Origin of the sequence: Rhodoluna limnophila, assembly GCF_005845365.1 — a bacterium.
Lineage (GTDB): Bacteria > Actinomycetota > Actinomycetes > Actinomycetales > Microbacteriaceae > Rhodoluna > Rhodoluna limnophila.
Map to the genome: position 1 here is coordinate 889121 of NZ_CP040509.1, position 16890 is coordinate 906010.

At 53.4% G+C, this 16890-nt stretch carries 17 protein-coding genes and 1 riboswitch; of the genes, 6 read left to right on the top strand and 11 right to left on the bottom strand.

The genetic code is table 11. The features are described 5' to 3' along the window. Positions 1 to 25: 25 nt before the first annotated feature. Genes mutM through FFA38_RS04355 form a run of 6 tightly spaced genes read right to left on the bottom strand, consistent with a single transcriptional unit; the run spans position 26 to position 5100 of the window. Complete coding sequence (gene mutM / locus FFA38_RS04330; protein ID WP_138315650.1) at positions 26 to 955, bottom strand: bifunctional DNA-formamidopyrimidine glycosylase/DNA-(apurinic or apyrimidinic site) lyase; 930 nt, start codon at positions 953 to 955, stop codon at positions 26 to 28. Further along, the gene (gene rnc, locus FFA38_RS04335; protein WP_138315651.1) at positions 955 to 1632 is read right to left on the bottom strand and encodes a ribonuclease III; all 678 of its coding nucleotides are present in this window, start codon (positions 1630 to 1632) and stop codon (positions 955 to 957) included. Before rnc ends, mutM begins: the two co-directional genes overlap by 1 nt. A gap of 19 nt (positions 1633 to 1651) precedes the next feature. Continuing rightward, complete coding sequence (gene rpmF / locus FFA38_RS04340; RefSeq protein ID WP_138275569.1) at positions 1652 to 1855, bottom strand: 50S ribosomal protein L32; 204 nt, start codon at positions 1853 to 1855, stop codon at positions 1652 to 1654. Between the two features lie 5 nt (positions 1856 to 1860). After that, positions 1861 to 2376, bottom strand: coding sequence for a YceD family protein (locus FFA38_RS04345; protein WP_138275570.1), 516 nt, complete (start codon positions 2374 to 2376; stop codon positions 1861 to 1863). Beyond that, on the bottom strand, positions 2376 to 2885 hold the full coding sequence (gene coaD / locus FFA38_RS04350; RefSeq protein WP_138315652.1) for a pantetheine-phosphate adenylyltransferase: 510 nt from the start codon (positions 2883 to 2885) through the stop codon (positions 2376 to 2378). The genes FFA38_RS04345 and coaD overlap by 1 nt, the downstream gene beginning before the upstream one ends. A gap of 13 nt (positions 2886 to 2898) precedes the next feature. Then, complete coding sequence (locus FFA38_RS04355; protein ID WP_138315653.1) at positions 2899 to 5100, bottom strand: ATP-dependent DNA helicase RecG; 2202 nt, start codon at positions 5098 to 5100, stop codon at positions 2899 to 2901. A 50-nt stretch (positions 5101 to 5150) separates the two neighbouring features. Between FFA38_RS04355 and rsmD the strand changes: the two genes are divergently transcribed. After that, positions 5151 to 5726 (top strand): 16S rRNA (guanine(966)-N(2))-methyltransferase RsmD, encoded by a 576-nt coding sequence (gene rsmD, locus FFA38_RS04360; RefSeq protein WP_138275573.1) that lies wholly within the window; start codon positions 5151 to 5153, stop codon positions 5724 to 5726. 44 nt (positions 5727 to 5770) lie between these two features. On the opposite strand, the gene FFA38_RS04365 is transcribed toward rsmD, so the two are convergent. From FFA38_RS04365 to typA, 5 genes are all read right to left on the bottom strand, one after another. Continuing rightward, positions 5771 to 7060, bottom strand: a complete 1290-nt coding sequence (locus FFA38_RS04365; protein WP_138275574.1) for a citrate synthase — start codon at positions 7058 to 7060, stop codon at positions 5771 to 5773. Positions 7061 to 7090: 30 nt separating this feature from the next. Next, positions 7091 to 8212 (bottom strand): succinyldiaminopimelate transaminase, encoded by a 1122-nt coding sequence (gene dapC, locus FFA38_RS04370; protein ID WP_138315654.1) that lies wholly within the window; start codon positions 8210 to 8212, stop codon positions 7091 to 7093. Next, positions 8212 to 8532 (bottom strand): ferredoxin, encoded by a 321-nt coding sequence (gene fdxA, locus FFA38_RS04375; RefSeq protein ID WP_138275576.1) that lies wholly within the window; start codon positions 8530 to 8532, stop codon positions 8212 to 8214. Before fdxA ends, dapC begins: the two co-directional genes overlap by 1 nt. A gap of 29 nt (positions 8533 to 8561) precedes the next feature. Continuing rightward, on the bottom strand, positions 8562 to 9692 hold the full coding sequence (locus FFA38_RS04380; RefSeq protein ID WP_138315655.1) for a PIG-L deacetylase family protein: 1131 nt from the start codon (positions 9690 to 9692) through the stop codon (positions 8562 to 8564). A 68-nt stretch (positions 9693 to 9760) separates the two neighbouring features. Further along, a complete protein-coding gene (gene typA, locus FFA38_RS04385) occupies positions 9761 to 11674 on the bottom strand; it encodes a translational GTPase TypA (protein WP_138275578.1) in 1914 nt (637 codons plus the stop codon). A gap of 151 nt (positions 11675 to 11825) precedes the next feature. Here typA and FFA38_RS04390 point away from each other — a divergent pair, with 151 nt between their 5' ends. The 5 genes from FFA38_RS04390 to FFA38_RS04410 all read left to right on the top strand — a co-directional run bounded on the left by FFA38_RS04390 (position 11826) and on the right by FFA38_RS04410 (position 16885). After that, complete coding sequence (locus FFA38_RS04390) at positions 11826 to 12572, top strand: CPBP family intramembrane glutamic endopeptidase (protein WP_138315656.1); 747 nt, start codon at positions 11826 to 11828, stop codon at positions 12570 to 12572. A 16-nt stretch (positions 12573 to 12588) separates the two neighbouring features. Beyond that, positions 12589 to 12728: riboswitch (cobalamin riboswitch) on the top strand. Between the two features lie 89 nt (positions 12729 to 12817). Beyond that, positions 12818 to 13804: a prenyltransferase/squalene oxidase repeat-containing protein gene (locus FFA38_RS04395; protein WP_138315657.1), complete on the top strand. Its 987-nt coding sequence runs from the start codon at positions 12818 to 12820 to the stop codon at positions 13802 to 13804. Positions 13805 to 13806: 2 nt separating this feature from the next. Beyond that, positions 13807 to 14343, top strand: a complete 537-nt coding sequence (locus FFA38_RS04400; RefSeq protein WP_138315658.1) for a hypothetical protein — start codon at positions 13807 to 13809, stop codon at positions 14341 to 14343. Positions 14344 to 14346: 3 nt separating this feature from the next. Beyond that, entirely contained in the window at positions 14347 to 15300 is a 954-nt protein-coding gene (locus FFA38_RS04405) for an energy-coupling factor transporter transmembrane component T (RefSeq protein ID WP_138315659.1), read from the top strand. A 1-nt stretch (position 15301) separates the two neighbouring features. Further along, the gene (locus FFA38_RS04410) at positions 15302 to 16885 is read left to right on the top strand and encodes an ABC transporter ATP-binding protein (protein ID WP_272868524.1); all 1584 of its coding nucleotides are present in this window, start codon (positions 15302 to 15304) and stop codon (positions 16883 to 16885) included. The last annotated feature ends 5 nt before the right edge of the window (positions 16886 to 16890 follow it).

Below are 16890 nucleotides of genomic sequence, written 5' to 3' on the forward strand. Positions count from 1 at the left end.
CGTAAAGGTCAAAAATACCCCACTTTTAGCGCAGTTTTTGGCACTTTGGACAGAAGTGCGAACCTCGGTTCATCCAGCTATCGCGCCGAATTGGTGTTCCACAACGCTTACACGGATTTCCGGTCATGCCGTAGGCGTTGAGCGAAACGGCAAAATAGCCGCTCTCTCCATTTACATTCTTGTATTGCTCATCAAAACTTGTTCCGCCCTCAGCAACGGCGTCAGTCAGAATTTCGTGCACGTGCGCCAAAAGCTCACTGGACTTAGCCGGCGTCAAGGTAGCGGCAGGTTGGTCATAATGAAGTTTGGCCCGCCACAGGGCTTCATCAGCATAGATGTTGCCAATTCCGCTAAGTGTCTGCTGGTCTAACAAGACCCGCTTGATTCCAGAGTTCTTTTTCTTGAATTTTGCTGTCACCTGCTGTACATCAAAATTCTCGTCCAGCGGGTCTCGCCGGATGTGCGCCGCTTGTTCCGGAATCAGGTTTTGCCACCACTGCCCCTCACCAACTCCAGCACTGAAACCGCCAGGCTTGCCATCGTCGGTCGGCACTAAGCGGTCGATAGCCAGCGAACCAAAGAGGCGCTGATCTACAAATCTAAATTCATAGGGGCTACCGTCCAGACTCCGGACATGAATTACAACGCGCGTCAATTTGTCTTCGGTGAAACCAGGGGTACGCAGCAACATTTGACCGCTCATACCCAGATGTCCGACTAGGGCAAGGTTTTGTTCAGAGTTTTTGGTTGTCTCGAGCGGGTACCAGAGAAATTTTCCACGACGGACAACACCCAGAATTTTTGAACCAATTAGCGTGGCCTTGAAATCATCTGGTCCACCCGGATGACGCTTGAGCGACCTCACATCCAGGATGTCGATAGCGGTGATAGTTGCGTTGGTTAGCGCTGGCGCCAAACCAGCACGGACAGTTTCAACTTCTGGTAACTCAGGCATTATTTAGCAACGAGTTTTGCTAGAGCATCGATGGCGGCCTCGGTTTCAGCGCTCTTTCGTGACCGCCCCTGACCTTCACCTAGCAAGCGATCCCCTGAAGAAACCTTCGCAAAAAAGACTCGGTCGTGATCGGGCCCCTCATGAGTGGTGACATAGGCCGGCACTGGCTTGCCTGACGCTTGAAACCGCTCTTGCAGGGTTGTTTTTGGATCGCTGTTTTCACGCAGAGAATCAGTGTCGCTCAACAGCGGAAACACAAATCGGGCAACAAATTCTTGGGCAGCGTCTAGACCCTTAGAAACGTAAATTGCCCCGAGGATTGCCTCAAAGGCATCGGCAAGCAAATTTAGTTTGGTACGCCCACCGGTTTGCTCTTCGCCTTTGCCTAGCCTCAAAAAATCGCCGACACCCAGCTCTGCGGCTATGCCGCTGAGGGCACGCGCTGAGACGACTGCGTTTTTTACTTTGGTGAGTTCGCCCTCTGATAGGTCGGTTAGAAGATCGTGAATGTGAGATGTAACAACAAAACCCAACACTGAGTCGCCTAGAAACTCTAGGCGCTCGTTGTTGGGTAGGTTGCCGTTCTCGTACGCATACGAGCGGTGAGTCAGTGCGAGCTCGAGCAGCTGAGGCTCGAGGTCAACGCCTAAGCGATTGCATAGAACGTTGAGGTTCATCGCGTGACCTTAAAAAGTTTTACGCGTCAGCGACCTTGCGGCCCTTGTACTCCATGAACAGCGCGTTGCCGGCTGAGTCGGTTACAAGCTTTGCGCGGTGAGGCAGGCTGTAGACGGTCTTGCCGTTTTCAATGGTCTTGACGAGAGTAACCTCGGCAGCCTTCCACTGTGAACGACGTGCGTGAGTGCGTGCTCGTGAGAGGCGTCTCTTTGGTACTGGCATGGTACTTACTCTTCCTTTTTTATGAAGCTTTCCAGGGCACTCCAACGCGTATCTACAGCGGCTTCGTGCACGTGATGAGGATTCTCAGCCAACTTCACACCGCATTCTGGGCACAGGCCAAGACAGTTTTTTCTACAAACCGGGTGGAACGGGAGGCTTAGAACAACCGCATCACGGATAACTTGTTCAAGATCGATTTCTTCGTCTTCGACAACATAGTCATCCTCGTTAGTTAAAGAATAGGCGAAAAGCTCTTGAAAATCTACCTCAATCGGCAGTGTCAGCGGTTCTAGGCATCTGCTGCACTCGGCATCGGCATCGACAAACACTTCGCCGGTGGCCAAAATACCCTCGTGAACTGACTCGACACGGATGTCTAGATCGAGTTCAACGCCCTCAACGACCTTGGCGATACCCTCGCCAAACTCAGAGTTTGTGATGATGTCCAACTTGTATTCGCGCATGGCGCCGGGTTTGTGCATGATGTCACGCACTGAAATTAGGTACGGAGAAGCAGCCATTAGCCCTTTGCCTTTCTATTCGCCGAAGAAGAGGCTAACGCACGGGCAACTACCTCGGGAACATATTTCTGAACCGAGCCTTCAAGGTCAGCAACTTGCTTGACCAGGGTGCTCGAAATGTGACCGTGGATTGGATCGGCCGGAATGAAGCAGGTTTCGACATCAGCCAAATCGCGGTTTACCTGAGCCATCGGCAATTCGTAGTCGAGGTCAACACTGGTTCTAAACCCTTTTACCAAAGCTGCAGCGCCTACCATGCGGCAATAATTGACCAGCAATCCTGAGTCCAGAGTATCGACAGTGATTTTCTTGGATTCAATACCAACCTCAGCCAGGCTTGCTCGAACAAGTTCCACACGCTCTTCACTGCTGAATCTTGGTGACTTTGCCGGGTTATGAACCACCAGGATGTGCAGTTCATCAAAAAGCTTGGCCGCGCGCTCAGCGATATCAAGGTGCCCGAACGTTATTGGATCAAAAGACCCCGGATACACGGCAATTGTTGGCATAGGACAAGGTTACCTAAGACTTGGCCAGGTTGGCCTGTCGCACAGAATCTTGATTAGCCAGAACTTGCGCTATTGCCGGTGACTTTTCGAGAGTTGGATCAGCCTCAAGCAGTTGTTCAGCGTCGACCCTTGCTGCCTGAATCAGCTTGGCGTCTTGAATCACTCGAAGTAGCCGAAGACTCGAGCGCCCGCCCGACTGGTTCTGACCGAGCACATCACCTTCGCGCCTTAACTCGAGGTCAATTTCACTTAGTTCAAAACCGTCAAGAGTAGACGCCACTGCCTTTACTCGTTCAAGAGCAAGCGATCCCTCCTCTGCGGAGGTGAGCAGAAGACACAAACCCGGATTTCCACCTCGGCCGACGCGACCACGCAACTGATGTAGTTGACTCACCCCGAATCGGTCGGCATCCAAGACAACCATGACCGTGGCATTCGGAACGTCAACTCCAACTTCGATCACGGTAGTGGACACCAGAACATCGATCTCGCGAGCCGCAAATTTGGCCATGACATCGGCCTTTTCTTCCGCTGACATTCGACCATGCAGGGTCTCAATTCGCAGCCCCTTGAGAGCGGGATTTAACCGAAGCGAGTCTGTCATTCCAATGGCTGACGAAAGCATCTGACGTGGTTTCTTGGCCAGCTCCAGTGCAGCCTGGTCAGCGCCATCCGAGAAGGTAAGTTCATCCTCAGCGGCACCGCCCGATTCAAGGAGTTCCTCTCCCGGGTCGTCCTCATCAATTCTTGGACACACCACAAAGGCCTGACGCCCATTTGAGACCTCTTCGGCAATCCGTTGCCAAGTCCGGGCCACCAGCGGCGCCTGGGCTAGTTGAACCACGTGCGAGGTGATGCCCTGTCTTCCGGCAGGGAGTTCCGTGAGCGTAGACACATCGAGGTCACCGAATACCGTGACTGCTAGGGTTCTCGGAATCGGAGTGGCTGTCATAGTTAGAACATGTGGCGGTAATTTGCCCTTTAGTCTCAGGGCTTCGCGCTGATCAACCCCGAATCGATGTTGTTCGTCGACAACAATAAGGCCGAGGTCTAGGAATTCAACTTTGTCAGAAATCAGCGCGTGGGTGCCGACCACGATTTGAGCCTTGCCACTGACCAACTGCAAGAGTGCCTTCTTGCGGTCAGCTACCGGCATTTGGCCGGTTAGCAAAGTGAGCCCCAACTCCTTACTAAGGTCTTCACCCAGAGTTTTCTGAATCGAGCGAAAATGCTGCGCAGCAAGTACCTCAGTAGGAGCTAGGAGCGCTGACTGGCCCCCGGCATCAGCTACAACCAACATGGCCCTAAGCGCCACCAACGTTTTTCCTGAACCAACCTCACCCTGCAGCAAACGATTCATCGGATGAGCTCGAGCAAGGTCATCGGCAATTTGATTGCCCACGGATACCTGACCATTTGTGAGGGTAAAGGGCAAGGTCGCATCAAATTTGGCAAGCACGCCATTGGCTCTAGCGACTCTAGGAGTGGCCCGCACATGTTGGTTTTGAATTCTGCGGGTTAGCAGCGTGATCTGAAGCATAAAAGCCTCGTGATACTTGAGAGTGTCGCGGGCGGTGCGCCAATCCTCATGAACTTCTGGACGGTGAATCTTTTGAATGGCCTCATGAAGGGGCAACAGACCAAGTCGTTGCACCAGGGCATCCGGTAATTCATCAACGATTGGCGCGAGAGTGTCTAGAACTATTGCCAAACTGCGCTGAATGGCCCACGTGGTTACGGCTGAGGCTGCCGGGTAAATCGGAATCGGTAAATCAGCCCAGCGCTTGGCCTCGGCATCTGAGATCTCTTCGGGGAAGAGTTCGTAATCCGGGTGAGCCAGCTGCAGACGTCCCTGATAACTTCCGATTTTTCCGGCAAACAGCCCCCGCTGACCTGGCCTTAGCTCTTTTTGCCGCCAGGCCTGATTGAAGAACGTGAGGGTCATTTTGCCGTGACCGTCAGTAATTAGAACTTCTAGGATGCTGCCGTTGCGCCCTTTCATGCGGCGCTCTTTGACTTCCAAAATATCGGCAACAACGGTGGCCGGCTCCCCCAAAGGAATTTCGCTGATCGGGGTTAGCGTACCTCGGGATGCATACCGCCGGGGAAAATGCATGAGGAGGTCACCGACGGTTTTCAAGCCGAGGTGTTTGGCAAACGACTTGGCCGTGCGGTCCCCGAGGACTCGGTCTAGTGGCTCAGTCGGCAGTAGCATGCTTCTATCTTCGCCGACCCGAGCGCTACAGAAGGTAGGCTTGGCAAGTTATGACAAGAATCATCGGCGGAATAGCTGGCTCGAGACAACTCGCCAGCCCAGCAAAATCAACCCGGCCAACCAGCGACCGCATCCGTGAGGCAATTTTCAACCGCCTTGAAGCTCGCGACATGGTGGACAATAAACGTGTTTTGGATCTTTATGCCGGAACCGGCGCACTTGCCCTTGAGGCCATCAGTCGCGGAGCTATTTTTGCCATGATGGTCGAGCGCGATGGCAAAGCCGCTGCGGTCTGTGTAAAAAACACGCAGATGATCCAGAAGGCCATGGAAAAAGAGGGTTTCTACGACCAGGTAACCAAGGTTGCCAACAAAGCCGTTTCTTCATTCTTGAGCACCGATGCCCTCGAATACGATGTGGTTTTCATCGACCCGCCTTATGAAATAAGCAACGAAGAGGTTTCCGAAAACCTCACCGCCCTGGTTCCGCGACTTGCTTCAGACGCAATCGTCATGCTGGAGCGATCAAGCCGAAGTGGTTCGGTTGAACTACCAGCAGGCCTTGAATTGGACGAAGAAAAGAACTACGGCGACACCACGGTTTTTTGGTTGAACAAGTCAGAATAAGTTCATAAAAAAAGACCTCCCGCTGGGAGGTCTTTTTTTATTGGCTAGTGGAAAAACCCTTTTAGGTTTCGTTCCTCTTGGCCGATGTAAATCTGCTGTGGGCGGCCAATTTTGGTCGCTGGATCCACATTCATTTCGCGCCAGTGAGCGATCCATCCAGGTAGTCGACCCATCGCGAACAGTGCGGTGAACATGTGCGGAGGGAAACCAAGCGCCTTGTAGATTACACCGGTGTAGAAATCCACATTCGGGTAAAGCTTGCGCTCCTGGAAATAAGGGTCAGCCAGCGCAACGCCCTCAAGTTCCTTAGCGATGTCCAGCAGAGGGTCCTGCACACCGAGCTCAGCAAGGACCTTATCGGCGGTTGCCTTAACGATGCGAGCACGCGGGTCTAGGTTCTTGTAAACGCGGTGACCGAAGCCCATCAGACGAATTCCGTCTTCTTTGTTCTTTACTCGGTTGACGAATGACTGAACACCCTCTCCCGATTCACGGATTTGAGTAAGCATCTCAAGAACAGCCTCATTGGCACCGCCGTGAAGCGGACCAAACAGGGCGTTGATGCCAGAAGAGATAGATGCAAACAGGTTTGCCTGGCTTGATCCAACAAGGCGGACCGTTGAAGTTGAGCAGTTCTGTTCGTGGTCTGCGTGCAGCACCAAGAGCGTGTCGAGAGCCTTGGTTACCACTGGGTTCTGAACGTATTCCTCGGCCATGTTGCCAAAGTTCAGGCGCAAGAAGTTCTCAACGTAAGAAAGTGAGTTATCTGGGTAAAGCAAAGCCTGACCCATGCTGTTCTTGTGTGCGTAGGCAGCCAAAACTGGCAACTTTGCCAGCAGGCGAATCGTTGACAGCTCAACCTGCTCTGGGTCGTGCGGATCCAAAGAATCTTGGTAGAAAGTTGATAGCGCAGAAACACCAGCAGCAAGCACAGCCATTGGGTGAGCGTTCTGAGGCATTGCCTGGAAAAGGTTTTTAAGGTCCTCGTGAACCAGCGTGTGTCGTCGGATGCGCTCTTCGAAGCCGCCTAGTTCTTCGGCGGTAGGTAGTTCACCGTAGATGAGCAACCAGGCAGTTTCTAGAAAGCTCTTATTGCCGGCCAATTGCTCGATTGGGTAACCGCGGTGACGCAAAATGCCATTGGCACCGTCGATAAAGGTGATGGCTGACTTGGTTGATGCGGTGTTAACGAAACCCTGGTCATAAGCGGTAAGACCGGTTGTGGCTGTCAACTTTGAAATGTCGACAGCATCAGGTCCGTCTACGGCTGAAATAACTGGAAACTCGGCGGTGGTATTGCCGTAAGTAATCGTTACTTTGTCGCTCGAGGTCATCGAAGCTCCTACTGCTGGTGTTATGCCTTTTTAGGCGTTCTTCAAGCCTATGGCATCGCGCAACCTGCGCGCTCCCTCAGCGATTTTGTCGTCGGTTGCCGTGATAGAAAAACGAACGTGCTCTGTGCTGTGTTCGCCATAGAAGGTTCCTGGAACCACGACGATTCCTAGCTCAGCCATTCGGTCAACGGTTTGCCAGCAATCCTCGTGAAGGGTTGCCCATAGGTACAGGCCAGCGTCGCTGTCTGAAAGCTCAAAACCGTAATCGCGAACCGCTGCCAAAAGGATATCGCGGCGCTCTCGATAGATCTCTTTCTCAGCAGCTACGTGGTCTTCATCTCCGAGGGCTACCACCATGGCACGCTGAACCGGGCCTGGTGTGTTGAGGCCGGAATGCATACGAAGGTTTACTAGGCCTTTGATAAGCGAGGCCTCGCCAACAGCAAATGCAGCGCGGTAGCCCGCCATGTTGGACTGCTTACTCAGCGAATAAACAGCCAAAACACCTTCGTGAGAGCCGCCACAAACGCGAGGATCAAGAACGGATGGGATTAACTTTTCTGACCATTCATTCCAGCCCAGCTCGGCATAACACTCGTCGCTGGCGATCAGGGCACCCAATTCGCGAGCGCGGTCAACGGCGGCCTTCATCTCGGCAACGTCAAGAACTCGACCATCCGGGTTGCCCGGAGAGTTGATCCAAATTAACTTTGCGTTGCTTGGCCACTTGGCAGGGTCATCCTCAGAAATAATCTCGGCCCCACATAGTGCAGCACCAACCACATAGGCCGTGTAGGCCACCTTTGGCTGGACCACGACATCGCCCGGACCAAGCCCCATCAACAGCGGCAACCAAGAAATCAACTCTTTAGAACCGATGGTCGGCATGACCTGTTCAGGCTTTAGACCTGGAACTCCTCGGCGGCGCTCAAACCACTCGACCACGGCGGCTTTGAACTCTGGCGAGCCACCGGTTGAAGGGTATCCGGGTGCGTTTGAAGACGCGTTGAGAGCATCTTGAATAATCGATGGAGTTGGATCAACCGGGGATCCAACAGATAGGTCGACTGCGCCACCTGGGTGAAGAGCTGCTTTGGCCGCGAATGGCTTTAGCTGCTCCCACGGATACTCGGGCAGTCGATCGAACACTATTACTCGCCCTGTGGCGGAAGGGCGGTGATTACCGAGTGGTCTAGGTCAAGCTTGCCGACTTTGGCAGCTCCGCCTGGTGAACCAATCTCGCTGAAAAACTCTACGTTGGCCTTGTAGTAGTCAGACCACTGCGATGGCAGGTCATCCTCGTAGTAGATTGCCTCGACCGGGCAAACAGGCTCACAGGCACCACAGTCAACACACTCATCCGGGTGGATGTAAAGCATGCGGTCACCCTCGTAAATGCAGTCGACTGGGCACTCTTCAATACATGCCTTGTCCTTGACGTCAACGCAAGGTAGCGCGATTACATAAGTCATGGGTGATCCTTTCGCTTCTAAGTTCTAGTTTAACGATGCCCGCGCGAACTTCTGCGCCAAGCACCCGGTTGAACACGGGGAAAAAGAATAATAAAGGCACAAATTCCGATCGAGCCAAAGGCCCAAAAGGTTCCAATGTCATTGCCCGGAATGAAGAGCTCCCCGCCGGGTTGCCTCTGAGATAGCCAAAAAATAGTCGCGCTCAGGCCCGCGGTGAGCAAATACAGGGCTCCCCTGGATCGACGCATAAGACGCAGGCCCAGCGCGATCGATGCTGTCATGATCAGAGCCACGATGAGCCCCAGCTGCGTTTGAGCTGGGTCATTGGCCCGCACCTGGTGAAGCATCGTGCCAGCAAAGGCAAAAAGCACACCCAGAGGGAGGGCCCAGAACGACGAAAGGAATGGCTTCCAGTGAGCAAACCGACTAATTGTCTGTCTGCGGAGCCGCTCAGGGCGGTCATAACGGATTTCTTTGCCCGGCACGACCGAATATGTCTCTGCGTGTACTGCGACCTGGCTAGCGTGCGCCTCTAGAGCCGCCTTCTTGACCAACGCGGTCTTGGCATCACCGATTTCAATGTCAAAGCGCTCACGCGGTTCTGCAATTACCCAAAACTCAGGCGCACGACCACGTTTCTGCTTGATGATTCGGCGAATAGCCATCGAAGTTGCTTCAAATGCCATTTTGTGGTCCGGGTGGCCAAAGCCGCCTCGACTGTTGTAGGTCAAGACCACATCGGGGTTGAAATCTGATATTGCCTTGGCGATGTCATCGGCAATCACCGATGTTGCTGCGGCAGACAACGCCATTTCATCTAGGTCTCGAGGTTTTGCAGGCTTACCCATCGAGTTAATCCGAAGGCCCGAATCAAGATAGGCGCGAGTTCCGGCGAATCCATGGCGCACATTTCCAAAAGCAGCCAAGGCTTCGCGTAATTCGGTGGCTCGGAAGGAGCCCATGGCCTGCAGGTTACCTTCGAGGGCGCGAAGCTCATCAAGCTTCACCTTGCCTCGCTCACCGCGAGTGAGCGTGAAAACCATTACCTCGGCCTTCTTGGCCACAGTGTCTGCAATTACATGGCCGGTGAAGAGGCTTTCGTCATCTGGGTGCGCATGCACGATGAAGAGACGTTTTGGATTGAACTTTGCCTTTGCCATACAAACACTTTAGGCGATTACAAAAAAATCCCCGACCACCTAAGCGGCCGGGGACTTTTCGAGATTTACTACTTGCCTTCGCTGGCGTTCTTGCGCTGCGAGGCTAGACGAGCACGAAGGTTTGAGTCCAGCTCAACCTTGCGAATGCGGGTAGCCTCAGGGGTTACCTCAACACACTCATCTTCGCGAGCAAACTCTAGACACTCCTCAAGTGAAAGTGTGCGTGGCGGGGTCAGTGACTGGAACTCATCTGAAGAAGAAGCACGCATGTTGGTGAGCTTCTTTTCTTTGGTGATGTTGACTTCCATGTCGTCTGCTCGTGAGTTCTCGCCGATAACCATACCTGCGTAAACCTCGCTGGTTGGCTGAACGAAGAACGAACCGCGCTCCTGCAGACCGATCATTGCAAACGGAGTTACCACACCGGCACGGTCAGCTACAAGAGAGCCGTTGTTACGGGTAGTGATGTCGCCAGCCCAAGCGTCGTATCCAGCTGAGATCGCGTTGGCGATACCGGTTCCCTTGGTTTGAGTTAGGAACTCGGTGCGGAAACCGATTAGACCGCGGCTTGGCACACGGAACTCCATGCGGGTCCAGCCGGTTGCGTTAGCCACCATGTTGGTCATCTGACCCTTGCGGGCAGCAAGCAACTGGGTCATTGCACCCAAGAACTCTTCTGGCACGTCGATGGTTAGGTCTTCGTAAGGCTCGTGCAATTTGCCGTCGATACGCTTAGTAACTACCTGCGGCTTACCAACGGTTAGTTCGTAGCCTTCGCGACGCATCTGCTCAACAAGAATTGCAAGTGCAAGCTCTCCACGACCCTGAACTTCCCATGCGTCTGGACGCTCGGTAGGCAAAACCTTCAGCGAAACGTTACCGATTAGCTCCTTGTCAAGGCGGTCCTTTACAAGTCGAGCGGTAACCTTTGCACCCTTAACACGACCGGCCATCGGGGAGGTGTTGATACCAATAGTCATCGAGATGGCTGGGTCGTCAACGGTAATCATCGGCAGCGGACGAACATCGTTCGGGTCGGCCAGAGTTTCACCAATGGTGATCTCTTCGATACCCGCAACAGCAACGATGTCACCTGGGTTGGCTTCTTCGGTCGGGAAGCGCTCAAGCGCCTTGGTCTTTAGAAGCTCGGTGATCTTCACGTTCTGAGTAGTGCCATCTTGGCGAACCCACGCAACCTGCTGGCCCTTACGAAGGGTGCCGTTGAAAATACGTAGCAGCGCCAAACGACCCAAGAACGGAGAAGCATCTAGGTTGGTGACGTGCGCCTGTAGCGGAGCCTCGTCGTCGTACTGCGGTGCAGGAATGTACTGCATGATTGCGCCGAATAGCGGCTCTAGGTTTTCACCCTCAGGCAGGGTGCCATCAGCAGGCTTGGTTAGCGATGCGATTCCGGCTCGTCCTGATGCGTAAATGATTGGCAACTCGAGGATGCCATCGATGTCTAGGTCTGGAACGGTGTCGTGGAGGTCAGAAGCTAGACCCAAAAGCAGGTCGTGGGTTTCTTCAACGACCTCGTCGATGCGAGCATCGGCACGGTCTGTCTTGTTAACCAAGAGGATTACAGGAAGCTTGGCTTCTAGAGCCTTGCGAAGAACAAATCGGGTCTGTGGCAATGGGCCTTCAGACGCGTCAACCAAAAGAACAACGCCGTCAACCATTGATAGACCGCGCTCAACCTCGCCACCGAAGTCAGCGTGACCCGGGGTGTCAATTACGTTGATGGTGATTTCTTTACCGTTTGAGTGGTCGCCCTTGTAGGCAATCGCGGTGTTCTTGGCGAGGATGGTAATACCCTTCTCGCGCTCAAGGTCACCCGAGTCCATAACGCGCTCGCCAACGGCGGCGTGGTCACTGAACGAACCGGTCTGGCGAAGCATGGCATCAACCAAAGTGGTCTTACCGTGGTCTACGTGGGCAACAATCGCAACGTTGCGCAAATCATCTCTGGTGGCCTGAGCCATAGGAACATCCTCTTTTGAGCGCGCCAAGCAAATCAAAGCTGGCACAGAAATTAATTAGGGGGTGCAGAATTGCATCTTTGAGCCCCTGCCCTCTTATTCTATCGGGACAAAGGCAGTTAGCCTAGGGATGTGACGGACGACGCGGTGAACCATGAGTAAATCTTCAAACTTCAAAGTTGAGATCTGGATCGTGCTGGCCCTTAGTTTAGGAGCCTCGGCTGTTTACTCAACTGTCTCGCTGATCAACAAACTGACTGCTCCATCTGGCCTGGCTGGTCAGACCACCAGCATCAATCCATCTCTGGCGCGGGCCGAGTGGCTTGATTTCACGTATCAAATACTGGGAATCACGTTTGGTCTGGCCCCGGTTGCGCTGGCCTTGTACTTGGTTTGGCAATCTGACGGCAACCCGCTCAAACGCCTTTCGCTAACTTTCGAAAAACCATCGTTTTGGATCACCCGAGGCTTTGGCCTAGCCGCACTTATTGGCATACCCGGAATCGGCCTTTACGTAGCTGCTCGACTATTGGGGCTTTCGAGCAAGATTTTGCCAGCCGAGTTGCCCGATTACTGGTGGGTTGTTCCGGTGCTTCTCTTGGCCGCAGTCAAAGCTGCCCTGGTTGAAGAGGTCATAGTGGTTGGATTCTTATTCGACCGTCTCGAAAAAATTGGTTTTAGTTGGGATAAACAGCTTTGGATTAGTTCGATCCTTCGAGCCAGCTATCACCTCTACCAAGGTTTCGGCGGTTTTGTCGGCAACTTGTTAATGGGATTGGTTTTCGGACTGGCATACAAAAAATGGGGTCGCCTAACACCCTTGGTCGTGGCGCACTTTTTGCTAGATGCGTTTTCCTTTGTTGGCTTTGCACTAATCGGTAACAATCTGCCGCTGCCGTAGAGCTGTCGCAGGCAAGACTGCTACATTGGACGCAGTTGCCCTAAACCAGCAACCCTTTTGCCTAGAGCAGGGAAAGTCCGGTGAGAATCCGGCGCTGACCCGCAACCGTAAGCCTTTTTGGTAAGTCGGAATGCCTGCCTGACAGCAATTGACTCCTTATTCACCGTCGAGGTCTACGGTCGGAGTCGAATGGTTCCATACCTTTCGTCTTCGCATTCAGATCGCATAAAGCGAAAGGTTTCAAAATGTTTGGAACTAAATCTGGATTGCGCAAACTTGTTGCAATCACATCAATAACCACCACACTCTCACTCGTTGCGCCAACGGCGGCAGTTGCGGCTCCCCCATACCAAACCACCGTTTCATACCTGAGCGGCAAGTTTGTGAGCGGAAAATATCTAGCCGGCTTCAGCGCAGGGTCAAAAGATTTTGGCATGTCGATCGAGGCCTTGCTTCAGCTGAATGCTGGCGGGCACGATCTGGCCAAACTTGGCACCAAGGCACAGTACTTGCTCAACACAAAATCGGTGGTCGGTGACGTGGTCACCCGCACAGGTTATGTTTTCAACACCGATGCCAACAAAACCCTAAATGTCGGTTTGGCGGGCAAGTACCTGTTTGTGTCTCGAGCACTTGAAGTGCCAGCTGAGTATCTGCAGTACCAGATCTTCAAAGAACTAAAGACCCGAATTGCTGCCGACGGCACCGTCTACGGCGCAACCAACGACTTTGACTACGCCTGGGTTGCTTTGGGTTTGAACGCCTACCTCGAGCACACTCTGGCCAACAAAGTAATTCAAAAGCTGATCACTCGCCAAAACACAGATGGCGGCTTTAGCTCGTTCGGAACCGCCAGCTCGGCTGAAGCCACCGGCCTTGCACTGCAGGCCCTGTCACTACGCCGCTGGTTCGGCAACACCACAGAAGACAAAGCTCGTTCGACAGCAATTGGCAAGGCGCTTAGCTATGTCCGTAAAACCGACTCTGGCGACAGCCACATTGAGTCCGACTACGGATATGACGTAAACGGCACGGCATACGTGGCAATGGGACTGAAGGCTGCCGGAAAACTAGTGGAGGCTAAGCCTTACCGAATCTGGCTCAAATCTAAGCTGGCCTCGACCGGCGGATTCACCGTACCCTGGAGCTCTGGCAGCGCTGACGTAATGGCCACTTCTCAGGCATACGTACCGCTGATTGCCAAGAGCTACCTAGATCTTCTTAACGACTGAGCATGCCAAAAGGCTTAGTGCTGACCCTAGGCCTACTGCTAGCCGCAGTAGGCCTATTCGGGGTCCTCTCGAAAAACCCAGCATCCACGCCAGCACCTGAATCGAGTGCTGTCAGCAGTGGGCCTTGCCTGGATTCTGGGGTGACTCTAGTGATTGATTTTGGGTCTGAATCAGCTCTGGAAAGCAAAGTTTCATGCCTACAAGATTTTGCGGGCAATGGCTGGCAATTGTTAGAAGAAGCTGATTTGGCACCAACCGGAACAAGTCAATACCCAGCAGCGTTTGTTTGCCGCATAGGCGGATGGCCTACCGAAACTGCACAGGATTGCCTTGACACCCCCAGCTATCAAGAGGGCACCTGGGTCTACTTCAAATCTCTAGCCGGTGAGTGGGTCAGAAGCGGACAGGGTGCAGCTGACCCGAACAATCGAGTTGCCTGCGGAGCGGCGGAGGGCTGGGTGTTCATCACGCCGAACACACCTGAATCCGAGCAGTCACCATCGGCGTCCGTTCCACAACTCACCTGTGACACCAAATAGGGCATGTTCAAGACTTTGACCGCACAGGTACACCCCGGAGTTTGGTGGCTACTTGGCCTGTCCTTTGCTGTCGCAGCAAGCTTGCAGGACTATTGGCTCCCGCTTGCAATTATTTGCCTGACATCCGTTGCCCTCGCATCTGCTGGAGCGGCCGAAAACGCAGTGCGGCAAACCCTTCGGCTCTACCTAATCCTGGCAATCCTGGTGATTTTGGTCCGAGTTTCTTTTCGAGTAATTTTCAATTTTCCAGACCCCACTAAGCCGGTCTTTTTGAACCTTCCTCTAATCAACCTAGATCTAGGATTTGGCACGCTTACCTCGCTCTTCGGTCCGGTATCGCTGGCGTCAATTACTTTAGGCCTAACCGATGGCTTGCGACTGGCAGCGATAATCCTGGCCGTGGCCATGGCAAACACCTTGGCAAACCCAAAACGACTTTTGAAGAGCACGCCGGCAGCACTCTACGAGCTGGCCACAGCAGCCGTAGTGGCTATTAATCTTGCGCCCCAACTTATTTCAAGCCTCCAGAGAGTCAGAAAAGCTCGCGAGCTTAGAGGGCGAAGTCGAAAAGTCACCACCCTGACTGGCACGATTATTCCGGCGCTGGAAGACACGATTGACAGCTCTCTAGATTTGGCCGCCAGCATGGCATCTCGGGGCTTCGGAAGGCGTGGGCCAGTGCCAGCTGGTCAGCTCAGGGAGACTCGTCTCCTAACATTCACAGCGCTGGTTGCGATGATTTTTTCCATTTTCTCGATGCTGAGTGTTGGGCTGAGTGACCTAGTAACCCCAATTAGCTTTTTTATCGCCTTGATAGCCAGTCTTACCTCTGTGAAACTTGCTTCGCGACACGGAGTTAGAACTCGATTTCGGGCCCACACCTGGGCAGCAGCTGATTTTGCAATCATGGGACTGAGCGCCTCAATAGTGTTCGTTGGCTTCTGGCTTGGAGGCTAATGTGATCAAGACTTCAAACCTGACGCTTAGGTATAAATCGAGCGAAACTCCGATCCTAAGAAACGTCAACTTAGCTATTAGTGCTGGCCAGATGGCGCTTGTTTGCGGCCCGACCGGGAGCGGAAAATCAACGCTCCTGAAATGCCTGAATTCAATTGCTCCTGCATTCACCGGAGGGACTCTCACCGGGTCGGTTTCAATAGACGGACAAACCACCTCCGGTACTGCTCCACACGAAATTGCTCACCTGGTTGGCTATGTGAACCAGCAGCCAGAAGGTGGTTTTGTCTCAGAAACCGTTGAGGATGAGCTGGTTTTCGGCATGGAGCAACTAGGTGTTACGCCAGCTGAAATGGGCAATAACCTTGCTCGGGTAGCCGAGATTTTTGATCTCGCTCCGGTGCTGGATCGACGACTAACTGAGCTTTCGGGCGGGCAACAGCAAAAAGTCGCTATTGCAGCCGCCGTTGCAGCAGGCCAAAAGATTTTGTTGCTCGACGAGCCGACCTCGGCGCTTTCACCTTCGACAGCCGCCGAGTTGCTGTCCCTTCTAAAAAAACTGAGCACCGATGAGGGCATCACGGTGATTCTCGTAGAACATCGAATCGAACGGGTACTTGAGTTGGTTGATTCCGTGGTCATGGTGCACGGTGACGGTTCAGTGACTCAGGGCGACAAAACAACCCAATTCAGCGACTCCAGATGTGCCCCACCACTCATCGAACTAAGTCAAAAACTGGGATGGGCCCCGGTGGCCACCAACGTCTCAGAGGCACGAAATCACTGGCGTGAATCGGCTCCGAGATTCCGCAGTCGCGTTCCTCTGAGTCCTAATCCAGAAATGGCCCTGAGCATTCGAGAGCTCGATGTTCATTACGGCAGTGAAGCCGCCGTATCGGGAGCCACGTTTGACCTAGCATTCGGCTCTATCACAGCACTTATGGGGCAAAACGGAGCGGGAAAAACCAGCCTCATCAGCGCCCTCAGGGACCCGAAATTAATCTCCTCCGGAACGGTAGCTTTGGGTGAGCGCAGCACCACCGACCTGTCGTTGCAAGAGCTGCTTCGAGCAGTGACCATGGTTCCACAGAAGGCCTCTGACCTGCTTTTTCTGAATTCGGTCGGTAAGGAGTTGCAGGAGTCAGATGCGTTCGGGGGCCTTGCGACAGGCACAACAGCTCGTTTGCTGACTAGATTGAACGGCCGGCTGGACCCGAATCAGCACCCACGAGACCTCTCAGCAGGACAAAAACTTTCGTTGGTTCTGGCCATGCAGTTGGCGAATGGGGCACGCGTCCTGCTGCTAGACGAGCCGACTCGTGGTCTCGATTATTTTGCCAAGCGTCAACTGGCCGAACAGTTACAGGTGCTGCAGACCTCTGGTGCATGCATCTTGGTGGCTTCGCATGACGTGGAGTTCATCTCTCAAATCGCCGACCGCGTGCTGCTCCTAGATCAGGGCAAACTTATCCAGGACAGCGCCCCAGAAGAACTCCTTGGATTTCAAAAGCCATTCGAAACCCAAATTGCGCAGGTCTCAGAATTGCCCGACCTCATTTCAATTAGTCAGGTGGTCGAACTCTGATGAAC

Excerpts from the sequence above, each read along its gene's own strand:
- mutM (WP_138315650.1), bottom strand. The coding sequence starts at position 955 with ATGCCTGAGTTACCAGAAGTTGAAACTGTCCGTGCTGGTTTGGCGCCA.
- rnc (WP_138315651.1), bottom strand. The coding sequence starts at position 1,632 with ATGAACCTCAACGTTCTATGCAATCGCTTAGGCGTTGACCTCGAGCCT.
- rpmF (WP_138275569.1), bottom strand. The coding sequence starts at position 1,855 with ATGCCAGTACCAAAGAGACGCCTCTCACGAGCACGCACTCACGCACGT.
- FFA38_RS04345 (WP_138275570.1), bottom strand. The coding sequence starts at position 2,376 with ATGGCTGCTTCTCCGTACCTAATTTCAGTGCGTGACATCATGCACAAA.
- coaD (WP_138315652.1), bottom strand. The coding sequence starts at position 2,885 with ATGCCAACAATTGCCGTGTATCCGGGGTCTTTTGATCCAATAACGTTC.
- FFA38_RS04355 (WP_138315653.1), bottom strand. The coding sequence starts at position 5,100 with ATGCTACTGCCGACTGAGCCACTAGACCGAGTCCTCGGGGACCGCACG.
- rsmD (WP_138275573.1), top strand. The coding sequence starts at position 5,151 with ATGACAAGAATCATCGGCGGAATAGCTGGCTCGAGACAACTCGCCAGC.
- FFA38_RS04365 (WP_138275574.1), bottom strand. The coding sequence starts at position 7,060 with ATGACCTCGAGCGACAAAGTAACGATTACTTACGGCAATACCACCGCC.
- fdxA (WP_138275576.1), bottom strand. The coding sequence starts at position 8,532 with ATGACTTATGTAATCGCGCTACCTTGCGTTGACGTCAAGGACAAGGCA.
- FFA38_RS04380 (WP_138315655.1), bottom strand. The coding sequence starts at position 9,692 with ATGGCAAAGGCAAAGTTCAATCCAAAACGTCTCTTCATCGTGCATGCG.
- typA (WP_138275578.1), bottom strand. The coding sequence starts at position 11,674 with ATGGCTCAGGCCACCAGAGATGATTTGCGCAACGTTGCGATTGTTGCC.
- FFA38_RS04390 (WP_138315656.1), top strand. The coding sequence starts at position 11,826 with ATGAGTAAATCTTCAAACTTCAAAGTTGAGATCTGGATCGTGCTGGCC.
- FFA38_RS04395 (WP_138315657.1), top strand. The coding sequence starts at position 12,818 with ATGTTTGGAACTAAATCTGGATTGCGCAAACTTGTTGCAATCACATCA.
- FFA38_RS04400 (WP_138315658.1), top strand. The coding sequence starts at position 13,807 with ATGCCAAAAGGCTTAGTGCTGACCCTAGGCCTACTGCTAGCCGCAGTA.
- FFA38_RS04405 (WP_138315659.1), top strand. The coding sequence starts at position 14,347 with ATGTTCAAGACTTTGACCGCACAGGTACACCCCGGAGTTTGGTGGCTA.